General features: G+C 70.2%; 19 protein-coding genes. 11 read left to right on the top strand and 8 right to left on the bottom strand.

Features of this window, described 5'->3' with window-relative positions; translation table 11 throughout:
• The first annotated feature begins 118 nt into the window (after positions 1 to 118).
• The 3 genes from U9R90_RS23660 (at position 119) to moaA (ending at position 3318) form a co-directional block, all read left to right on the top strand.
• Entirely contained in the window at positions 119 to 487 is a 369-nt protein-coding gene (locus U9R90_RS23660) for a DUF485 domain-containing protein (RefSeq protein ID WP_411058659.1), read from the top strand.
• The gene (locus tag U9R90_RS23655; protein WP_411058658.1) at positions 484 to 2103 is read left to right on the top strand and encodes a cation acetate symporter; all 1620 of its coding nucleotides are present in this window, start codon (positions 484 to 486) and stop codon (positions 2101 to 2103) included. The genes U9R90_RS23660 and U9R90_RS23655 overlap by 4 nt, the downstream gene beginning before the upstream one ends.
• A 213-nt stretch (positions 2104 to 2316) precedes the next feature.
• Positions 2317 to 3318, top strand: a complete 1002-nt coding sequence (gene moaA, locus U9R90_RS23650; RefSeq protein ID WP_411058657.1) for a GTP 3',8-cyclase MoaA — start codon at positions 2317 to 2319, stop codon at positions 3316 to 3318.
• On the opposite strand, the gene U9R90_RS23645 is transcribed toward moaA, so the two are convergent.
• Positions 3301 to 3531: a hypothetical protein gene (locus tag U9R90_RS23645; RefSeq protein WP_411058656.1), complete on the bottom strand. Its 231-nt coding sequence runs from the start codon at positions 3529 to 3531 to the stop codon at positions 3301 to 3303. The genes moaA and U9R90_RS23645 overlap by 18 nt on opposite strands.
• 224 nt (positions 3532 to 3755) lie before the next feature.
• On the bottom strand, positions 3756 to 4130 hold the full coding sequence (locus U9R90_RS23640; RefSeq protein WP_411058655.1) for a DUF3099 domain-containing protein: 375 nt from the start codon (positions 4128 to 4130) through the stop codon (positions 3756 to 3758).
• Between the two features lie 212 nt (positions 4131 to 4342).
• Here U9R90_RS23640 and U9R90_RS23635 point away from each other — a divergent pair, with 212 nt between their 5' ends.
• Positions 4343 to 4615 carry a GlsB/YeaQ/YmgE family stress response membrane protein gene (locus U9R90_RS23635; protein WP_411058654.1) on the top strand — a complete coding sequence of 91 codons (273 nt, stop codon included), beginning with the start codon at positions 4343 to 4345 and terminating at the stop codon, positions 4613 to 4615.
• Between the two features lie 81 nt (positions 4616 to 4696).
• Here U9R90_RS23635 and tyrS read toward each other — a convergent pair whose 3' ends face one another.
• The 3 genes from tyrS to U9R90_RS23620 form a co-directional block, all read right to left on the bottom strand.
• Positions 4697 to 5965 (bottom strand): tyrosine--tRNA ligase, encoded by a 1269-nt coding sequence (gene tyrS, locus U9R90_RS23630; protein ID WP_411058653.1) that lies wholly within the window; start codon positions 5963 to 5965, stop codon positions 4697 to 4699.
• Positions 5966 to 6051: 86 nt separating this feature from the next.
• Complete coding sequence (locus U9R90_RS23625; RefSeq protein WP_411058652.1) at positions 6052 to 7464, bottom strand: metallopeptidase TldD-related protein; 1413 nt, start codon at positions 7462 to 7464, stop codon at positions 6052 to 6054.
• A complete protein-coding gene (locus U9R90_RS23620) occupies positions 7461 to 8984 on the bottom strand; it encodes a TldD/PmbA family protein (RefSeq protein ID WP_411058651.1) in 1524 nt (507 codons plus the stop codon). Before U9R90_RS23620 ends, U9R90_RS23625 begins: the two co-directional genes overlap by 4 nt.
• A gap of 127 nt (positions 8985 to 9111) precedes the next feature.
• Between U9R90_RS23620 and fabG the strand changes: the two genes are divergently transcribed.
• The 3 genes from fabG (at position 9112) to U9R90_RS23605 (ending at position 11171) form a co-directional block, all read left to right on the top strand.
• Positions 9112 to 9816: a 3-oxoacyl-[acyl-carrier-protein] reductase gene (gene fabG, locus U9R90_RS23615; RefSeq protein WP_411058650.1), complete on the top strand. Its 705-nt coding sequence runs from the start codon at positions 9112 to 9114 to the stop codon at positions 9814 to 9816.
• A 4-nt stretch (positions 9817 to 9820) separates the two neighbouring features.
• Positions 9821 to 10591: an enoyl-ACP reductase FabI gene (gene fabI, locus U9R90_RS23610; RefSeq protein WP_411058649.1), complete on the top strand. Its 771-nt coding sequence runs from the start codon at positions 9821 to 9823 to the stop codon at positions 10589 to 10591.
• A gap of 208 nt (positions 10592 to 10799) precedes the next feature.
• On the top strand, positions 10800 to 11171 hold the full coding sequence (locus tag U9R90_RS23605; protein WP_411058648.1) for a hypothetical protein: 372 nt from the start codon (positions 10800 to 10802) through the stop codon (positions 11169 to 11171).
• A 21-nt stretch (positions 11172 to 11192) separates the two neighbouring features.
• Here U9R90_RS23605 and U9R90_RS23600 read toward each other — a convergent pair whose 3' ends face one another.
• Positions 11193 to 11882 carry a FadR/GntR family transcriptional regulator gene (locus U9R90_RS23600; RefSeq protein WP_411058647.1) on the bottom strand — a complete coding sequence of 230 codons (690 nt, stop codon included), beginning with the start codon at positions 11880 to 11882 and terminating at the stop codon, positions 11193 to 11195.
• Between the two features lie 169 nt (positions 11883 to 12051).
• On the opposite strand from U9R90_RS23600, the gene U9R90_RS23595 reads away from it, so the two are divergent.
• The 4 genes from U9R90_RS23595 to U9R90_RS23580 all read left to right on the top strand — a co-directional run bounded on the left by U9R90_RS23595 (position 12052) and on the right by U9R90_RS23580 (position 14475).
• Positions 12052 to 13269 carry a CynX/NimT family MFS transporter gene (locus U9R90_RS23595; RefSeq protein ID WP_411059785.1) on the top strand — a complete coding sequence of 406 codons (1218 nt, stop codon included), beginning with the start codon at positions 12052 to 12054 and terminating at the stop codon, positions 13267 to 13269.
• 70 nt (positions 13270 to 13339) lie between these two features.
• Positions 13340 to 13456, top strand: coding sequence for an SGM_5486 family transporter-associated protein (locus U9R90_RS23590; RefSeq protein WP_411058646.1), 117 nt, complete (start codon positions 13340 to 13342; stop codon positions 13454 to 13456).
• 181 nt (positions 13457 to 13637) lie between these two features.
• Positions 13638 to 13844, top strand: a complete 207-nt coding sequence (locus tag U9R90_RS23585) for a hypothetical protein (RefSeq protein ID WP_411058645.1) — start codon at positions 13638 to 13640, stop codon at positions 13842 to 13844.
• Positions 13845 to 13920: 76 nt separating this feature from the next.
• Positions 13921 to 14475 carry a SixA phosphatase family protein gene (locus tag U9R90_RS23580; protein ID WP_411058644.1) on the top strand — a complete coding sequence of 185 codons (555 nt, stop codon included), beginning with the start codon at positions 13921 to 13923 and terminating at the stop codon, positions 14473 to 14475.
• 172 nt (positions 14476 to 14647) lie between these two features.
• Here U9R90_RS23580 and serB read toward each other — a convergent pair whose 3' ends face one another.
• Both serB and U9R90_RS23570 read right to left on the bottom strand, forming a co-directional pair.
• Positions 14648 to 15865 (bottom strand): phosphoserine phosphatase SerB, encoded by a 1218-nt coding sequence (gene serB / locus U9R90_RS23575; protein WP_411058643.1) that lies wholly within the window; start codon positions 15863 to 15865, stop codon positions 14648 to 14650.
• A 236-nt stretch (positions 15866 to 16101) separates the two neighbouring features.
• Entirely contained in the window at positions 16102 to 17391 is a 1290-nt protein-coding gene (locus tag U9R90_RS23570; protein WP_411058642.1) for a streptophobe family protein, read from the bottom strand.
• Positions 17392 to 17460: the final 69 nt, after the last annotated feature.

Here is a 17460-nt window from a genome sequence, read left to right as displayed (position 1 = left end):
CATCAGCCCCCTGCCGGATCACGCACGGTGGATCAGCCTCACCGGAAGACCGCGTGATCCCCCGAAACTGCGAGGCCCCATGCCCCACACCACCGCACCCGCGTCGCAAGGAGATTCCGTGGCTACCGAAGCACCACCACCGTCGGGGGGAGACTCCGCCGTGGACACCGCCGTGCCCACCACGGAGGCGTACCGGGAGGTACAGGCGAGTGCGGAGTTCGGCGAACTGCGCCGGTCCTACCGCTCCTTCGCCTTCCCGCTGACCGTCGCCTTCATCGTCTGGTACCTGCTGTACGTGCTGCTCTCGATCTACGCGGGCGGCTTCATGGGCACCAAGCTCGTCGGCAACATCAACGTCGCCCTCGTGCTCGGTATCGCCCAGTTCGTCACCACGTTCCTCATCGCCTGGTACTACTCGCGGCACGCCGCCGCCGTCCTTGACCCGAAGGGCGAGGCCATCAAGTCCCGTATGGAGGCCGACGCATGAACCAGCACGTCCTGCTCGCCGCCTCGGAGGCGAGCGAGCACCGGCCGCTGATCATCGCCCTGTTCGCGGCCTTCGTCCTGGCGACCCTGGGCATCACCGTATGGGCCGGGCGGCAGACCAAGGATGCCGCCGACTTCTACGCGGGCGGCCGGCAGTTCACCGGCTTCCAGAACGGCCTCGCCATCTCCGGCGACTACATGTCGGCCGCGTCCTTCCTCGGTATCGCGGGCGCCATCGCGCTGTTCGGATACGACGGCTTCCTGTACTCGATCGGCTTCCTGGTCGCCTGGCTGGTGGCGCTGCTGCTGGTCGCCGAACCGTTGCGCAACTCCGGACGCTTCACCATGGGCGACGTACTCGCCTACCGGATGCGGCAGCGGCCGGTGCGTACCGCCGCTGGCACCTCCACCATCGTGGTGTCCATCTTCTATCTGCTCGCGCAGATGGCGGGCGCGGGCGTCCTGGTCTCGCTGCTCCTCGGCATCACCAGCGAGGCGGGCAAGATCGGCGTGGTGGCCCTGGTCGGCGTGCTGATGATCGTGTACGTCACCATCGGCGGCATGAAGGGCACCACCTGGGTGCAGATGGTCAAGGCCGTGCTGCTGATCAGCGGCACCCTGCTGATCACCTTCCTGGTCATGCTGAAGTTCAACTTCAACGTCTCCGACCTGCTCGGCAAGGCGGCGGAGAACAGCGGCCACGGCGCGGCCTTCCTGGAACCCGGACTGAAGTACGGACTGACCCCGACCACCCAGCTGGACTTCATCTCGCTGGCGATCGCGCTCGTCCTGGGTACGGCGGGGCTGCCGCACATCCTGATCCGGTTCTACACCGTGCCGACCGCCAAGGCCGCCCGTAAGTCGGTCAACTGGGCCATCGGGATCATCGGCGGCTTCTATCTGATGACCATCGCCCTGGGCTTCGGCGCCGCGGCTATCGTCGGCCCGGAGACGATCACGGAATCCAACAAGGCGGGCAACACGGCGGCCCCGCTGCTTGCCCTGCATATCGGCGGGGTCGACTCGGCGGGCGGCGCGATCCTGCTCGCGGTGATCTCCGCGGTCGCTTTCGCCACGATCCTCGCGGTGGTCGCCGGGCTGACCCTGGCCTCCTCGTCGTCCTTCGCGCACGACATCTACGCCAACGTCATCCGCAAGGGACAGGCCACCGAGAAGGAGGAGGTCCGCGCGGCCCGCTGGGCGACCGTCCTCATCGGCGTCGTATCCATCGCACTCGGCGCGATGGCCCGCGACCTGAACGTCGCGGGTCTGGTGGCCCTCGCCTTCGCGGTCGCGGCCTCCGCCAACCTGCCGACCATCCTCTACAGCCTGTTCTGGAAGCGCTTCACCACTCAGGGCGCACTGTGGTCCATCTACGGCGGCCTGTCCTCGTCCGTGATCCTGGTGCTCTTCTCGCCGGTGGTGTCCGGGAAGCCGAGCTCGATGTTCCCGGACATCGACTTCCACTGGTTCCCGCTGAACAACCCCGGTCTGATCTCGATCCCGCTGGGCTTCCTGCTCGGCTGGCTCGGTACGGTCCTGTCCAAGGAGGAGCCGGACACCGGCAAGTACGCGGAGCTGGAGGTCCGCTCGCTCACCGGAACCGGAGCGCACTGAGAGCCTGTCTTCGAACCCCCACGCGGTGGAGCACACGACTCCGCGCAGGTCACGGCCGCGTCGTAGGGACCTACGACGCGGCCGCGCCGCTCCTCGTGGGATCGGGCCTCCGTCGATGTCAGTCGCGTCACGTAGTCTCGTCGTGTACTGATCTCAAGACGTACCGATTCCGATTCCGATGTGTAAGCAACCGGACACAGGGAGGGGGCCGACATGCTGATCGACACATACGGCCGCGTGGCCACCGATCTGCGGGTCTCGCTGACCGACCGCTGCAATCTGCGCTGTACGTACTGCATGCCGGAAGAGGGCCTGCAGTGGCTGGCCAAGCCCGACCTCCTCACCGACGACGAGATCGTTCGGCTGATCCGCATAGCCGTGACCCAGCTGGGGATCGAGGAGGTCCGCTTCACCGGCGGTGAGCCGTTGCTGCGCCCCGGCCTGGTCGGCATCGTCGAGCGGTGCGCGGCCCTCGAACCCCGCCCCAAGATGTCCCTGACCAGCAACGGCATCGGTCTCAAGCGCACCGCCAAGGCCCTCAAGGCCGCCGGTCTCGACCGGGTCAACGTCTCCCTGGACACCCTGCGCCCCGACGTCTTCAAGACCCTCACCCGCCGCGACCGCCACCAGGACGTGCTGGACGGCATGGCGGCGGCCCGCGAGGCCGGACTGACCCCGGTCAAGGTGAATGCCGTACTGATGCCGGGTCTCAACGACGACGAAGCCCCCGACCTGCTCGCCTGGGCGGTGGAGAACGACTACGAGCTGCGGTTCATCGAGCAGATGCCGCTGGACGCCCAGCACGGCTGGAAGCGCGACGGCATGATCACCGCCGGTGACATCCTGTCGTCGCTGCGTACCCGCTTCACCCTCACCGAGGAGGGGGAGCAGGAGCGCGGCTCGGCGCCCGCCGAGCGCTGGGTCGTCGACGGCGGCCCGCACCGCGTCGGGGTCATCGCCTCGGTCACCCGCCCGTTCTGCTCGGCCTGCGACCGCACCCGCCTCACCGCCGACGGCCAGGTCCGCACCTGTCTGTTCGCCACCGAGGAGACCGACCTGCGCGCCGCCCTGCGCTCGGACGCGCCAGACGCTTCGTCGGACGACGAGATCGCCCGGATATGGAAGCTGGCGATGTGGGGCAAGAAGGCCGGTTCTGGTCTGGACGACCCGACCTTCCTGCAGCCGTCGCGCCCGATGTCAGCGATCGGCGGCTGACGCCTCCCAGTCCGCCAGTCGCACCACATCCTTGAGGAAGCCGCGCACCCCCAGGAACTTGGAGAGGTGCTCGCGGTGCTCATCGCAGGCGAGCCAGGTCTTGCGGCGCTCAGGCGTGTGCAGCTTCGGGTTGTTCCAGGCGAGCACCCACTGAGCATCGGCTCGACAGCCCTTGGCGGAGCACTGCGGGGTGGCGGGGGGCTCAGGAGACATGCCGGGAAGGTTCACGCCCTCAGCCTAGACGCCGCAGAAACGGCGGAGGAAAGGCGGAGAAAAGGCGACGCCGAGCAGCCACGGGGGGAGCTGCCCGGCGTCGGTCTGTCGCTCCGACGGGGGATGCGGAGCGCGTACGAAGTATGTCACGCGCGACCCCGTGCGGTGCACCGGAACTACATGATTGATCTGAGCTTTTCTTGAGCTTTGCAGACCGGCGCAGGTCAGCTCTGGTCCCTTGACTGATCGTTCGGGGTCCCGGCGGCGGATTCCGCTGGGGATTCCGCACGGTGCTCGGAGACCGGCGCCGCCAGCATCGGGCGTCCCGGCGCCGGGACGAAGGTGGACGGCAGCGAAGGGGCGTTCTCCCGGCCCGCGTTGGCGACCACCACGGCGATATAGGGGAGAAGCACGCCGAGCACCAGGGCGACAATGGCCACATGGCGTTCGACGTTCCACAGGACGCCCGCGAGGATCACCGAGGCCGTACGGATCGACATCGAGATCACATAGCGGCGCTGCCTGCCCCGTATATCGTCCGCGAGGCCCTGCCGTGCTCCCGTGATCCGGAAGACCTCATCGCCACGCCGCTTCCGCATCACGTTCCACCGCCCTGCCGACTGCCGGACGCTCCCCGATCCGGACGCTGTCCACCGTACGCCGCGGCTGCGCCGCATTCGAGAGCGGGTCGCGGTTCGGCCGGGCGCGCCCGGTGGGCCGTACCGCGTAGCGCACCGCCCGACATGCGCCGTACGTCCGGTGGACCGAGACTGGCCCTAAGTGCTCACCCGAGCGGTACGAGGAGGCAGCCGTGGGCTGGTTGTGGGCCATCATCGTGGGACTTGTGCTGGGACTGATCGCCAAGGCGATCCTCCCCGGCAAGCAGCACCTGCCGCTGTGGATGACCACAGTGCTCGGCATGATCGGCGCAATCGTCGGCAACTCGATGGCCGCGGGCTTCGGCATCGACGAGACGAGAGGGGTCGACTGGGGTCGGCACGCGCTACAGCTTGTGGTCGCCGTGGTCCTTGTCTTCGCCGGGGACTACCTCTACAAGATGGTCAAGGGGACACAGACGACCTGAGGCAGACGCAGGTGAAGGGGCCGTCCGTGACGGACAGCCCCTTCACCTCCGGCCCCTTCACCTTCGCTGGTGCCGATGCGGTCAGTCCGCGACGACCTCGATCGCCGCGAGGTTCTTCTTGCCCCGGCGCAGCACCAGCCAGCGCCCGTGCAGCAGGTCCGCGGCGGACGGCACCGCGTCCTCGCCGCTGACCTTGACGTTGTTCACGTAGGCCCCGCCCTCCTTGACCGTGCGGCGGGCCGCGGACTTGCTGGCCACCAGGCCGACCTCCGCCAGCAGGTCGACGACCAGGCCGAGCTCGCCGACCCGGGCGTGCGGCACCTCGGAGAGCGCCGCGCTCAGCGTCGCCTCGTCCAGCTCGGCCAGGTCACCCTGCCCGAACAGCGCCTTGGACGCGGCGATGACCGCCGCGCACTCGTCGGCGCCGTGCACCAGCGTGGTCAGCTCCTCGGCGAGCGCCCGCTGCGCGGCCCGCGCCTGCGGCCGCTCCTCGGTCAGCTTCTCCAGCTCCTCGATCTCCGCGCGGGACTTGAAGCTGAAGATCCGCAGGAACTTCGAGACATCCCGGTCGTCGGCGTTCAGCCAGAACTGGTAGAAGGCGTACGGAGTGGTCCGCTCGGCGTCGAGCCAGACCGTGCCCGACTCCGTCTTGCCGAACTTGGTGCCGTCCGCCTTGGTGATCAGCGGCGTGGCGAGGGCGTGCACCGCGGCATGGGGCTCGACCCGGTGGATCAGGTCGGTGCCCGCGGTGAGGTTGCCCCACTGGTCGCTGCCGCCGGTCTGCAGGGCGCAGCCGTACCGTCGGAACAGCTCCAGGTAGTCCATGCCCTGCAGGATCTGGTAGCTGAACTCGGTGTAGCTGATGCCCGCGTCGGAGTTGAGCCGCCGCGCGACGGCCTCCTTGGCGATCATCTTGTTGACCCGGAAGTGCTTGCCGACGTCCCGCAGGAAGTCGATGGCTGACAGGCCCGACGTCCAGTCCAGGTTGTTGACCATGGTCGCGGCGTACGGTCCTTCGAAGTCGAGGAACCGCTCGATCTGCCCGCGCAGCCGCTCCACCCAGCCCGCGACGACCTCGGGCGCGTTCAGCGTCCGCTCCGAGTTCGGCTTGGGGTCACCGATCAGGCCGGTGGCTCCCCCGACCAGGCCCAGCGGGCGGTTCCCCGCCAGCTGAATCCGGCGCATGGTCAGGATCTGGACCAGGTTGCCGAGGTGCAGGCTGGGCGCGGTCGGGTCGAAGCCGCAATAGAACGTGACGGGACCGTCCGCGAACGCCTTGCGCAATGCGTCCTCGTCAGTGGAGAGGGCGATCAGCCCACGCCACTGCAGTTCGTCGACGATGTCCGTCACGGTTCCAGGTCTCCTCTTGAACGCTTGAACTTTTGAATTCTTGAGCGATGGGACGAAGCGAGATGCTCCCGATCAGTCTATGGGTGTCATACGCCCTGGCTGACCGAGCTCATATTGAAGTCCGGCACCCGCAGCGCGGGCATCGCCGCCCGAGTGAACCAATCGCTCCATTCACGGGGCAATGTCTTTTCCGTCCGCCCGGCCGCTACCGCCCGCCCCAGCAGGTCGACCGGCGACTCGTTGAAGCGGAAGTTGTTGACCTCACCCACCACCTCGCCGTTCTCCACCAGATAGACCCCGTCCCTGGTCAGCCCGGTCAGCAGCAGCGTCGCCGGGTCGACTTCGCGGATGTACCAGAGGCAGGTCAGCAGCAGCCCGCGCTCGGTCGCGGCCACCATCTCGTCCAGCGAGCGGCCGTCGCCGCCGTCCAGGATGAGGTTGTCGATCGCGGGCGCGACGGGCAGGCCGGTCAGGCCGGCGCTGTGCCGGGTGGTCAGCAGATGGGCCAGCGCGCCCTCGCTCATCCACTCGGTCGCGGTCAGCGGCAGCCCGTTGTCGAAGACCGACGCGTCGTCGCCCGAGGCGTGCGCGAGGACGAACGGCGCCGACTCGAGGCCGGGCTCGTTCGGGTCGCTGCGCAGCGTGAGCGGCAGCTCGGACAGCTTCTCGCCCACGCGGGTGCCGCCCCCCGCCTTGCTGAACACGGTCCGCCCCTCGGCCGCGTCCCTGGCCGCCGACGACCACAGCTGGTAGATCAGCAGATCGGCCACCGCGGTCGGCGGCAGCAGCGTCTCGTACCGCCCCGCGGGCAGCTCGATCCGCCGCTCGGCCCAGCCGAGCCGGGTCGCCAGCTCCGCGTCGAGCGCGGCCGGGTCCACATCCGTGAAGTCACGTGTGGAGCGGCCCGCCCACGCCGAGCGGGTGCGGTCGGGGGACTTGGCGTTCAGCTCCAGCGTCCCGGTCGGCTGGTCATGGCGCAGCCGCAGGCCCGTGGACGTACCGAGATAGCTGGACACCAGCGAGTGATGGGCGAATCCGTACAACTCACGCCCACCCGCGCGCGCCCGGGCGAAGGCCTCGCCCAGCGCCGGGGCGAACTCCCCGAAGACCGCCGACGAGGTCTCGGCGGGCGGCTCCGTGAAACCCGGGGACTGCGGCACCCCCTCCACCAGCGGCTGCGCGTCCTCGGCCGGTCCCGAGGCACGGGCGGCGGCCTCCGCGGCGCGGACCACGCCCTCCAGTTCGTCCGCGGTGACCGCCGAGCGTGAGACGACACCCGAGGCGGTGCCCTGCTTCCCCTCGACCGTGGCGATCACGGTCAGGGTGCGCCCGCGAGTGACTCCATTGGTGGTCAGCGCGTTGCCCGCCCAGCGCAGATTGGCCGTCGACTCCTCGTCGGCGATGACGACACAGCCGTCGGCCTTGGACAGGTCAAGGGCGCGCTCGACGATGTCGTGCGGCTTGTTCGCATGCCGCGCACCAGAGTTACGAGACGTCATCGCCCAGCCTCCTGCGAGGTGTTAAGGATGTTGACCGACTGGAAGAGCGCCGACGGGCAGCCGTGCGAGACCGCCGCGACCTGCCCCGGCTGGGCCTTGCCGCAGTTGAAGGCGCCGCCCAGGACATACGTCTGGGGACCGCCGATCGCGGCCATCGAACCCCAGAAGTCGGTGGTCGTCGCCTGGTAGGCGGCATCGCGCAGCTGGCCGGCGAGCCGCCCGTTCTCGATCTTGAAGAAGCGTTGCCCGGTGAACTGGAAGTTATAACGCTGCATGTCGATCGACCAGGAGCGGTCCCCGACCACATAGATGCCGCGCTCGACCCCGGAGATCAGCTCGTCCGTGGACGGCCCGTCGGGTGCGGGCCGCAGCGACACGTTCGCCATCCGCTGCACCGGCACATGCCCGGGGGAGTCGGCGTACGCGCAGCCGTTGGAGCGCTCGAAGCCGGTGAGCTTCGCGATACGCCGGTCCAGCTGGTAGCCGGTCAGGGTGCCGTCGGTGACCAGGTCCCAGGACTGGGCCGCGACGCCCTCGTCGTCGTACCCGATGGTCGCCAGGCCGTGCTCGGCGGTGCGGTCGCCGGTCACGTTCATGATTTCGGAGCCGTACTTGAGCTTCCCGAGCTGGTCGAAGGTAGCGAAGGACGTCCCCGCGTACGCCGCCTCGTAGCCCAGCGCGCGGTCCAGCTCGGTGGCGTGCCCGATCGACTCGTGGATGGTCAGCCAGAGGTTCGAGGGGTCGACGACCAGGTCGTACGCGCCCGGCTCGACGCTCGGCGCGCGCATCTTCTCGGCGAGCAGCTCCGGCAGCTGCGCCAGCTCCGCGTCCCAGTCCCAGACGGACCCGGTCAGATACTCCCAGCCCCGCCCGACCGGCGGCGCGATGGTGCGCATCGAGTCGAACTCGCCGCTCTCGCCGTCCACGGCGACCGCGGTCAGCTGCGGATGCAGCCGGACCCGCTGCTGGGTGGTGACCGTACCCGCCGTATCCGCATAGAACTTGTTCTCGTGGACGGTCAGCAGGGTGGCGTCGGCATGCGCGACGCCCTCGGCGGCCAGCAGCCGCGCACTCCACTCGGCCAGCAGTCCGGTCTTGTCCTCGTCCGGTACGCCGAAGGGGTCGATCTCGTACGAGGAGATCCACGTACGGTCCGCGTGCACCGGCTCGCCGACCAGTTCCACCCGCTCGTCGGAACCGGCCGCCGCGATGACCCGAGCCGACAGCTTCGCCATCTCGACCGCCTGGCTCGCCACGCGCGCGGCCGCGTCCATCGTCAGATCCACGCCAGAAGCGAACCCCCAACTACCGCCGTGCACCACCCGCACGGCATAGCCCAGATCGGTGGTGTCCGACGACCCCGCCGGCCTGGCGTCACGCAGCCGCCAGGCCGCGCTGCGTACCCGCTCGAAGCGGAAGTCCGCGTGGTCGGCGCCCAGGGCACGGGCCCTGGCGAGCGCCGCGTCGGCCAGCGCCCGTAGCGGCAGCGCCAGAAACGCTTCGTCGATGGAATGAGGCACGGATGCCTCCCTTTCTGTAGGGATCCGACAGGGACTGTCCTGAGCCACTGTCGGTGGGCGATTCTCCGTATCCCGGACGGTACCGATAGTTTGAAGCGCACCAGACCGCTATCGAAAGGGTGATCCGTTGAGCCGCTCGGTTCTCGTCACCGGAGGCAACCGGGGCATCGGCCTAGCCATCGCCCAGGCCTTCGCCGACGCAGGTGACAAGGTCGCGATCACATACCGCTCAGGCGAACCGCCGGCGGGCTTCCTCGGTGTCAGGTGCGACATCACCGACGCCGAGCAGGTGGAGCAGGCCTACAAGGAGATCGAGGAGAAGCACGGCCCGGTCGAGGTGCTGGTGGCCAACGCCGGCGTCACCAAGGACCAGCTCCTGATGCGGATGACCGAGGACGACTTCACCTCCGTCCTCGACACCAACCTCACCGGCACCTTCCGGGTGGTCAAGCGCGCCAACCGCGGCATGCTGCGCGCCCGCAAGGGCCGCGTCGTCCTGATCTCGTCGGTGGTGGGTCTGCTCGGCTCGGCCGGTCAGGCGAACTACGCCGCGTCCAAGGCCGGTCTGGTCGGCTTCGCGCGTTCGCTGGCCCGGGAGCTCGGCTCGCGCAACCTCACCTTCAACGTCGTCGCGCCCGGCTTCGTGGACACCGACATGACGCAGGTGCTCACCGACGAGCAGCGTGCGGGCATCGTCGCCCAGGTGCCCCTGGGCCGCTACGCGCGGCCCGAGGAGATCGCCGCCACGGTGCGCTTCCTCGCGTCCGACGACGCCTCGTACATCACTGGAGCCGTCATCCCGGTTGACGGCGGATTGGGCATGGGTCACTGATCTCATGAGCGGAATCCTCGACGGCAAGCGCATCCTCATCACGGGTGTGCTGATGGAGTCGTCCATCGCCTTCCACACCGCCAAGCTGGCGCAGGAGCAGGGCGCGGAGATCATCCTGACCGCCTTCCCGCGGCCCACGCTGACCGAGCGCATCGCCAAGAAGCTCCCCAAGCCCACCAAGGTCGTCGAGCTGGACGTCAGCAACGACGAGCACCTGGCCAGGCTTGAGGGCGTGGTGCGCGAGGAGCTCGGCGGCCTGGACGGTGTCGTCCACTCCATCGGTTTCGCCCCGCAGGACGCGCTCGGCGGCAACTTCCTGAACACGCCCTTCGAGTCGGTCGCCACGGCGATGCACGTCTCGGCGTTCTCGCTGAAGTCGCTGACGATGGCCTGCCTGCCCCTGATGTCCGACGAGGGCGGCTCGGTGGTCGGTCTGACCTTCGACGCGCAGTTCGCGTGGCCGCAGTACGACTGGATGGGCCCGACCAAGGCCGCCCTGGAGGCCACCTCCCGGTACCTGGCCCGTGACCTGGGCAAGCAGAACGTCCGCTGCAACCTGATCTCGGCCGGTCCGCTCGGCTCGATGGCCGCCAAGTCCATCCCGGGCTTCTCGGAGCTGGCCGCGGTCTGGGACGAGCGCGCGCCGCTCGAGTGGAACCTGGCCGACCCCGAGCCGGCCGGCCGCGGTGTGGTCGCCCTGCTCTCGGACTGGTTCCCGAAGACCACCGGCGAGATCATCCACGTCGACGGCGGTCTGCACGCGATCGGTGCCTGAGGCCTTGTAGACGTACGGCGTCGATGCCCCGTTTCCCGCAGTGCGCGGGGAGCGGGGCATCACCCGTTTGGCCCCTTGGCTGGGCGGCCCGGCCGCGTACCGCCCATGCTGAAAGCGGAGCTCCCCCCGAGAGCCTGTTTCTGAACCCCCGCCTGCGCCGCGGCGGCGTTCACCGCCTTGCCGCAGTACGGCCGAGGAGGTACCGCTTGTGCGCAGAACACGCTCCATCTCCCCGGTACGCGCCTGGTCCGCGGCATTCTGCGGTCTCGCCCTGCTGCTCGTCCTGCCGTCCGACGCCGTGTCCCAGCCGCCCAGCGAAGCCGCCGAGCGCCACGCGCGCGTGACGCCCCAGCCGTTCGGTGCGACCTGCAGGACCGAGATCGAGGGCTCCGACGCGGTCGCGTACTGCCACAACCCCTACCCGGAGACCGACCGGGTCCGGCTGCACATCGAGTGCGCGCGCTGGTGGGACATCGACACCGACGGGCCGCCGGTCGCGGTGGAACCGACGATGACCGTACGTCTCACCGGGCGCTGCTGGAAGGAGATCGACGCGGTCTGGGTCAGCCACGCCCGCTGACGGACGCGAGGGCGTGCGAGGTCAGTCCCGGCCGCCGTCGAAGAGCTCGGGGCGGCACAGGAACGGGTACCCGGCCGCCTCCGTGGCAGCCGCGTCGGCGTCCCCCGCGCGGATCGCGGCCACCAGGCGCGCGTGGTCCATGTGGTTCTCGGGGCGCAGCTCATCGCCCACGTCGTCGCGCAGCCAGGCGCGCAGCACATCGCCCAGGTCGGCGTAGAGCGCGGTCAGTACGTCGTTGTGGCTCGCGGCCACCACGGCGAGGTGGAAGGTCGAGTCGGCGTCGACGAATACCTCCCGGTCGCCCGCTGACCAGGCCGCCTCGCGACGCTCAAGCAGCGTGTCGAGCTGCTTCAGATCGCGCTCGGTGCGGCGCTCGGCGGCCAGCTTCGCCGCGGTGGACTCCAGCGTCGAGCGCAGCTCGGCGATATGGGCCGGGTCGGCGTCGGCGAACCGGCGGTGCATCACCCCGGCCAGCTCACTGGTCGCCACCACGAAGGTGCCGGAGCCCTGCCGGATGTCGAGCAGGCCGTTGTGCGCGAGGGCGCGCACGGCCTCACGGACGGTGTTGCGAGCCACCCCGAGCTGCTCGACGAGCTCGGGTTCGGTCGGGATGCGCGAGCCGACGGGCCACTCGCCCGAGGCGATCTGGTTCCGCAGCTCCGCGATGACCTGGTCGGCGAGGGCGGAGCGTCGGGGAGACGTCAGCGGCATGGGGTTCCTTCGGTAGAACCAGGTGGACAACCAATCATCCCATGATTCTATGATGACCCTCATGGCGATACGCGAGGAAACCCAGTCGACGATCACCCCGCGGCCGCCCGGCAGCGGTGAGACGGGTAGCGAGACGGGCGGAGATGCGGGCAGCGAGCCGCCCGGCGGGATGTCACTCGCGGCGCCCGCCCCGTCGCCGTGGCTGATCCGGCTGGTCATGGTCGGCATCGTGCTCGCCGCCCTCAACCTGCGTCCCGCCATCACCAGCCTCGGCGCACTCCTCGCCGACGTCAGGACCGGCCTCGGCATGAGCGGCAGCACCGCGGGGCTGCTCACCTCCGTACCGCCGCTGTGCTTCGCGATCTTCGGCGTGACGGCGCCGCGGCTGGCCCGCCGCTGGGGTCCGGCCGCCGTGATCTGCGCCGGAATGGTCGCCATCGCCACCGGCCTGCTGGTCCGCCCGTTCCTGGGCGCCGCGGCCGGGTTCCTCGCCGCCAGCGCGGTGGCCCTGATGGGCATCGCCGTCAGCAACGTCCTGCTGCCCGTGGTCATCAAGCGCTGGTTCCCCGACCGGATCGGCCCGATGACCGGTCTGTACTCGATGGCCCTCGCGGTCGGCACCGCCGGCGCGGCCGCCGCCACGGTCCCCGTGACCCGGGCGCTGGGCGGCTCCTGGCGGCCGGGCCTCGCGCTCTGGGCGGTGCTCGCCGTGATCGCCGCCCTGGCCTGGATCCCGCTGGTACGGGACCGGAGCGCGGCCCGCGCCAAGGCGGCCGCCGCGGCCCAGGACCCGGCCGGCGCCATCCGCATCACCCGCAGCAGGACCGCCTGGGCGCTCGCGGTGTTCTTCGGCCTCCAGGCGACCTCCGCGTACATCGTGATGGGCTGGCTGCCGCAGATCTACCGCGACGCCGGTGTGCCCGCGAGCACGGCCGGAGTGCTGCTCGCCGTCACGATGGGCCTCGGGATCCCGCTGTCCTTCATCCTGCCGAACGTCGCCGCACGGCTGACGAACCAGGCGCCGTTGGCCGTGGGACTCGGTCTGTGCGGCCTGGTCTCCTTCGCGGGGCTCTACCTCGCCCCGGCGGCCGGAGCCTGGGTCTGGACGATCCTGCTCGGCGTGTCCATGTGCACGTTCCCGCTGGTCCTCACCCTGATCGGGATGCGCGCGCGGACCGGCGCCGGAGTGGTGCGGCTGTCCGCCTTCGTGCAGAGCACCGGCTATCTGATCTCGATCCCGGGGCCGCTGCTCGTGGGCGTGCTCTACCAGCACGACGGCGGCTGGGAGGTGCCGCTGCTGTTCATGGCGGGGCTGATGGTGACGCAGATCGTGCTCGGGTTCTTCGCGGGCCGCAATCGCGTGGTCGAGGACGAGTGCCAGGGGTGACCCCGAGGGCTCCGGCTGGGCAACGTGACCCCGAGGGCTCCGGCCGGGCCAAGGGTGCGAGACTGACCGTATGCCTGTGCTTGACCCGAACCCCCAGAACGGCCAGAAGAAGCTGCTCATCGTGCTCGGCGCGATGCTGGCCATCACCATCGTCATCGGCGTGATCGCGTCGATCGCCGCACCCTGACCCGACGTCATCCCGCGCGCCGCACCGCCGATGGTGGGGCTGGCCCCACCATCCCCTAGGGGGCCAGGGTCAGGGTCAAGTGGGTGGGACACCGGATGGGTTGTCGACTCCGTATTCCGTAGGTTCGAGATGTGCCGCGAAGACGCGGCACACGACACACTCGAAGACTCGCGGAGGCGACATGTCGGCCCCGACGCACCCCCGGTCGATCCCACAGACCCGTGGCGAGGCCAGGCTGCCGTGGTGGGCCATCGTGCTGCCGACCATCGCCTTCGTCGCGCTGCTGACGCTGGTCCTCCACCCGGTCGACGCCCACGCCGCGAGTGCCGAGCCCGTACTCGGCCAGCTCCTGGAGCGCGTCCAGACGGCGCTGAGCACGGCGCCGTGAGCCACCCGTCACCCATGCAGGCGGACCGCGTCAACTCCCTGCGCCCCCTGGTCCGTTTCATGCGAAGCTGGGGCACATGAGCGTCGCAGCGTCTTCCGGGGGGACAGCCCCCGGACTCTCCGTATCCCGCAGGATCGTCCTTCTCCGGCATGCGAAGGCCGACTGGCCCGAGGTCCCCGACCACGAGCGGCCGCTCGCCGAGCGCGGCCGCAAGGACGCCCCCGCCGTCGGCCGCAGACTGGCCGAGACTGGCATTGACTTCGATCTGACCCTCTGCTCGACCGCGGCCAGGACCCGCGAGACCTGGAAGCTGGCCGTCCAGGAGCTCCCGCACCGCCCGAAGACCGTCTACGAGGAGCGGCTCTACAACGCCTCGCCCGGCGAGCTGATCGCGGTGCTCAACGAACTCCCGGAGGACACCGAGGACATCCTGGTCATCGGCCACAACCCGGGTATGCAGGGCCTGGCCGAGGTGCTGGTCGGGGACTCGGAGGGTGACGCGCTGGCCCGGATGAACCGGCGCGGCTTCCCGACGTCGGCCCTGGCGATGCTCTCGTTCACCGGCTCCTGGAAGGCCCTGGAGCCCGGCGTCACGACCCTCTTCGACTACTGGGCCCCGCGCGAGGCCTGACGGATCAGCCGGTACGCGGCCGAGTGAACCCGGCACCGGGTCCTCGGCCGCGTACGGCACTCAGCGCTCAGCCACCTACGTCACTCCGCCCTGAGCCGCGTACGGCACTCAGCGTTCGGGACTCAGCCCTCGGCCGCGAACCGGCACCCAGCCCTCGGCCGCGAACCGGCACTCAGCGCTCGGCTGCCGCCTCGACCTCTTCGACCTCTTCGCGGGTGACGCCCAGCAGATAGAGCACGGTGTCCAGGAAGGGGACGTTCACCGCGGTGTGCGCGGCCTCGCGCACCAGGGGCTTGGCGTTGAAGGCGATCCCGAGCCCGGCGGCGTTGAGCATGTCGAGGTCGTTGGCGCCGTCCCCGATCGCCACGGTCTGCGCCAGCGGAACCCCGGCCTCCGCCGCGAACCGGCGCAGCAGCCTGGCCTTGCCCGCGCGGTCCACGATCTCCCCGGTGACCCGACCGGTCAGCTTCCCGTCGACGATCTCCAGCGTGTTGGCGTGCGCGAAGTCGAGCCCGAGCCGGTCCTTGAGGTCGTCCGTCACCTGGGTGAACCCACCGGAGACCACGCCCACTTGGTAGCCGAGACGTTTCAGCGTACGGATCAAGGTGCGGGCGCCGGGCGTGAGCCGCACCTCGCTGCGCACCTTGTCCACCACCGACGCGTCCAGCCCCTCGAGCAGCGCCACGCGCGCGTGCAGCGACTGCTCGAAGTCCAGCTCCCCGCGCATCGCGGCCGTCGTCACCGCGGCGACCTCGTCCTCGCACCCGGCGTGCGCGGCGAAGAGCTCGATCACCTCGTCCTGGATCAGCGTCGAGTCGACATCCATGACGATCAGGCGCTGCGCACGCCGGTGCAGCCCGGCCGAGACCACCGCGACATCCACACCGAGCGCCGCCGCCTCGGTGGCGAGCGCGGTACGCAGCGGCTCCGTCTCGGTGCCGGAGACGGCGAACTCGACGGCCGTGACGGGATACTTGGCGAGCCGGAAGATCCGGTCGATGTTGCCCCCGGTCGCCGTGATGCACGCGGCGATCGAGGCCGTCGACTCGGCGGTCAGCGGATGCCCGAGCACGGTGACATGCGAACGTCCCATGCCACGCGGCCGGTTGTCGCCGATCCCGGAGATGATCTCGGCCTGCATCCGGAGTGACTCGGCCCAGCTGTGGACGGTGGACCGCAGCTCTCCCTCGGTGCCGACGGCTGGCTCGGTGACCAGTGCGCACAGCACTATCCGGCCGCGGGTGACCACCTGCTCGAGGTCGACGACGTCGACGGAGAAGGCGGCGAGGGTGTCGAAGAGCCCGGCGGTGATGCCTGGCCGGTCCTTGCCGAAGATCTTGACGAGAAGGGTGGGGACATCAGCGGTTTCTGGGGGCTGCGGTGCGCTCATGGTGATCCCACCGTATCGGGCCCCGCGCCGGAGGCGACGACCCGTCCCACCTGCCGGACCGTCGCCCGACCGTTCTTTCACCCACGGTGGCGCATCCGTCGGCTGGACGCTGGGAGCCTGTCTTTGAACCCCCGTCTGCGCCCCGACGTCCGGCACGCACCCTCGCCGCACGGCGCCACAGGACAGGTGGCTCCTTCCCCAAGCTCTCGGCTTCGCTCGAGCAGGGGAGACCCCATTCATGACCTGCGACGCCGCACGCCGATCGCACGCACCGAACGCCGCTGNCCGGCGCCCACCCCCCACACGGCCCCCAGCAGCAGCGCCATCATGAGCTGGCCGCGTAGCTCGATACCCGCGTCGAAGGCGTCGATCCCGAACACCGACAGCGAGGCGTCCGCCGACACCCGCGTCAGCCACACCAGCAGTGGCAGCGCCACCGCCGTCACCCCGCCGAGCCGCACCGCGCACCGACCCGCGAACCCCGGCGCACCCTGCCCGCCCAGCGGCGTACGCACCGCCGTGAGCACCCCGGCGAACAGCATCATCAGCGCGGCCGCGGCCGCGAGCAGCCAGACCCGGCCGTCCAGCTCGGCCAGCCGCCCCAGCGTGACGGGGTCGTCGGACGAGGCGCGCAGCAACTCGTCGAGCGGACTCGGCAGCACGTTCACCAGCGCACCCGTGGCCTGGCCGTCCCACGGCACGAAGAGGCCGAGCGGAACCGCCAGCCAGACGCCGTTCGGCGCCCCGAGCAGCGCCGCGCCGGCGACCCTGCGCGGATGGTCGTCACCGATCATGGCGTACGCCGCGGCGGCGAGCCCGGCGACCACCGCCACCAGCAGCACCGCGACCAGCGCCGAGACGGCGGGCCGCAGCACCCGGTGCACGGCCTCCCAGGCACGCGGCAGCGGAGTGCGGCGCGAGGCGAGCAGCGCGATCAGCAGCACCCCGAGCACCCAGAGGCCGCCGCCGAGCAGCGAGGCCCGGGTGTCGACGGTGAACCCGACCGCGGCCTCGGCCTCGATCAGGTCGGAGATCCGGTCGGGCAGCAGTCCGCCGATGTCGCCCAGGCCGTCCGGCAGCCGGTCGGCGATGCCGTCCGGAAGGGCCCCGGAGCCGGGCACCTTGTCACCCATGAGCGTTCCGGCGTCAATCGTGATGATGTCGTGACCGGCCCACGCCAGCCCGGCGATCACCCCCAGGAAGAGGGCCACCACCGCCCCCACACGCGCGGCGAGTTCGGCCCCGGACACCACCAATCCCGCTCCCCGCAAGGACCGTAGGAAGAACCAGGCCAGCAACAGCGCTCCCGCGAGGCTCACGCCCAGCGGCATCACTTCGATCGCCGTCGTGGCCTCGGCGCCCTTGAGTCCAAAGGCCGAGACATCCCCGGACGGGGTGACCGAACCGCCCGCTCCGAGCACCACCACGGCCGCCGTCATCGGCCCCAGAGCCGCCGCCGCATCGGCGTCGAGCAGGTGCAGACCGAGCGCCGCGACCCCCGCCATACCGATAAGTGCCCAGCTCACCGCGGCGATTGTGGAGAGCACGAGGTCCCCCCACCGCATCCGCCTGCCAGCCGTGGTGCCGCCCGCGCC

The sequence above is a fragment of the Streptomyces sp. E11-3 genome (genome assembly GCF_046540415.1).
Taxonomy (GTDB): domain Bacteria; phylum Actinomycetota; class Actinomycetes; order Streptomycetales; family Streptomycetaceae; genus Streptomyces.
Note: the sequence above shows the minus strand (reverse complement) of the source record. Positions and strands in the feature narration are given on the sequence as shown.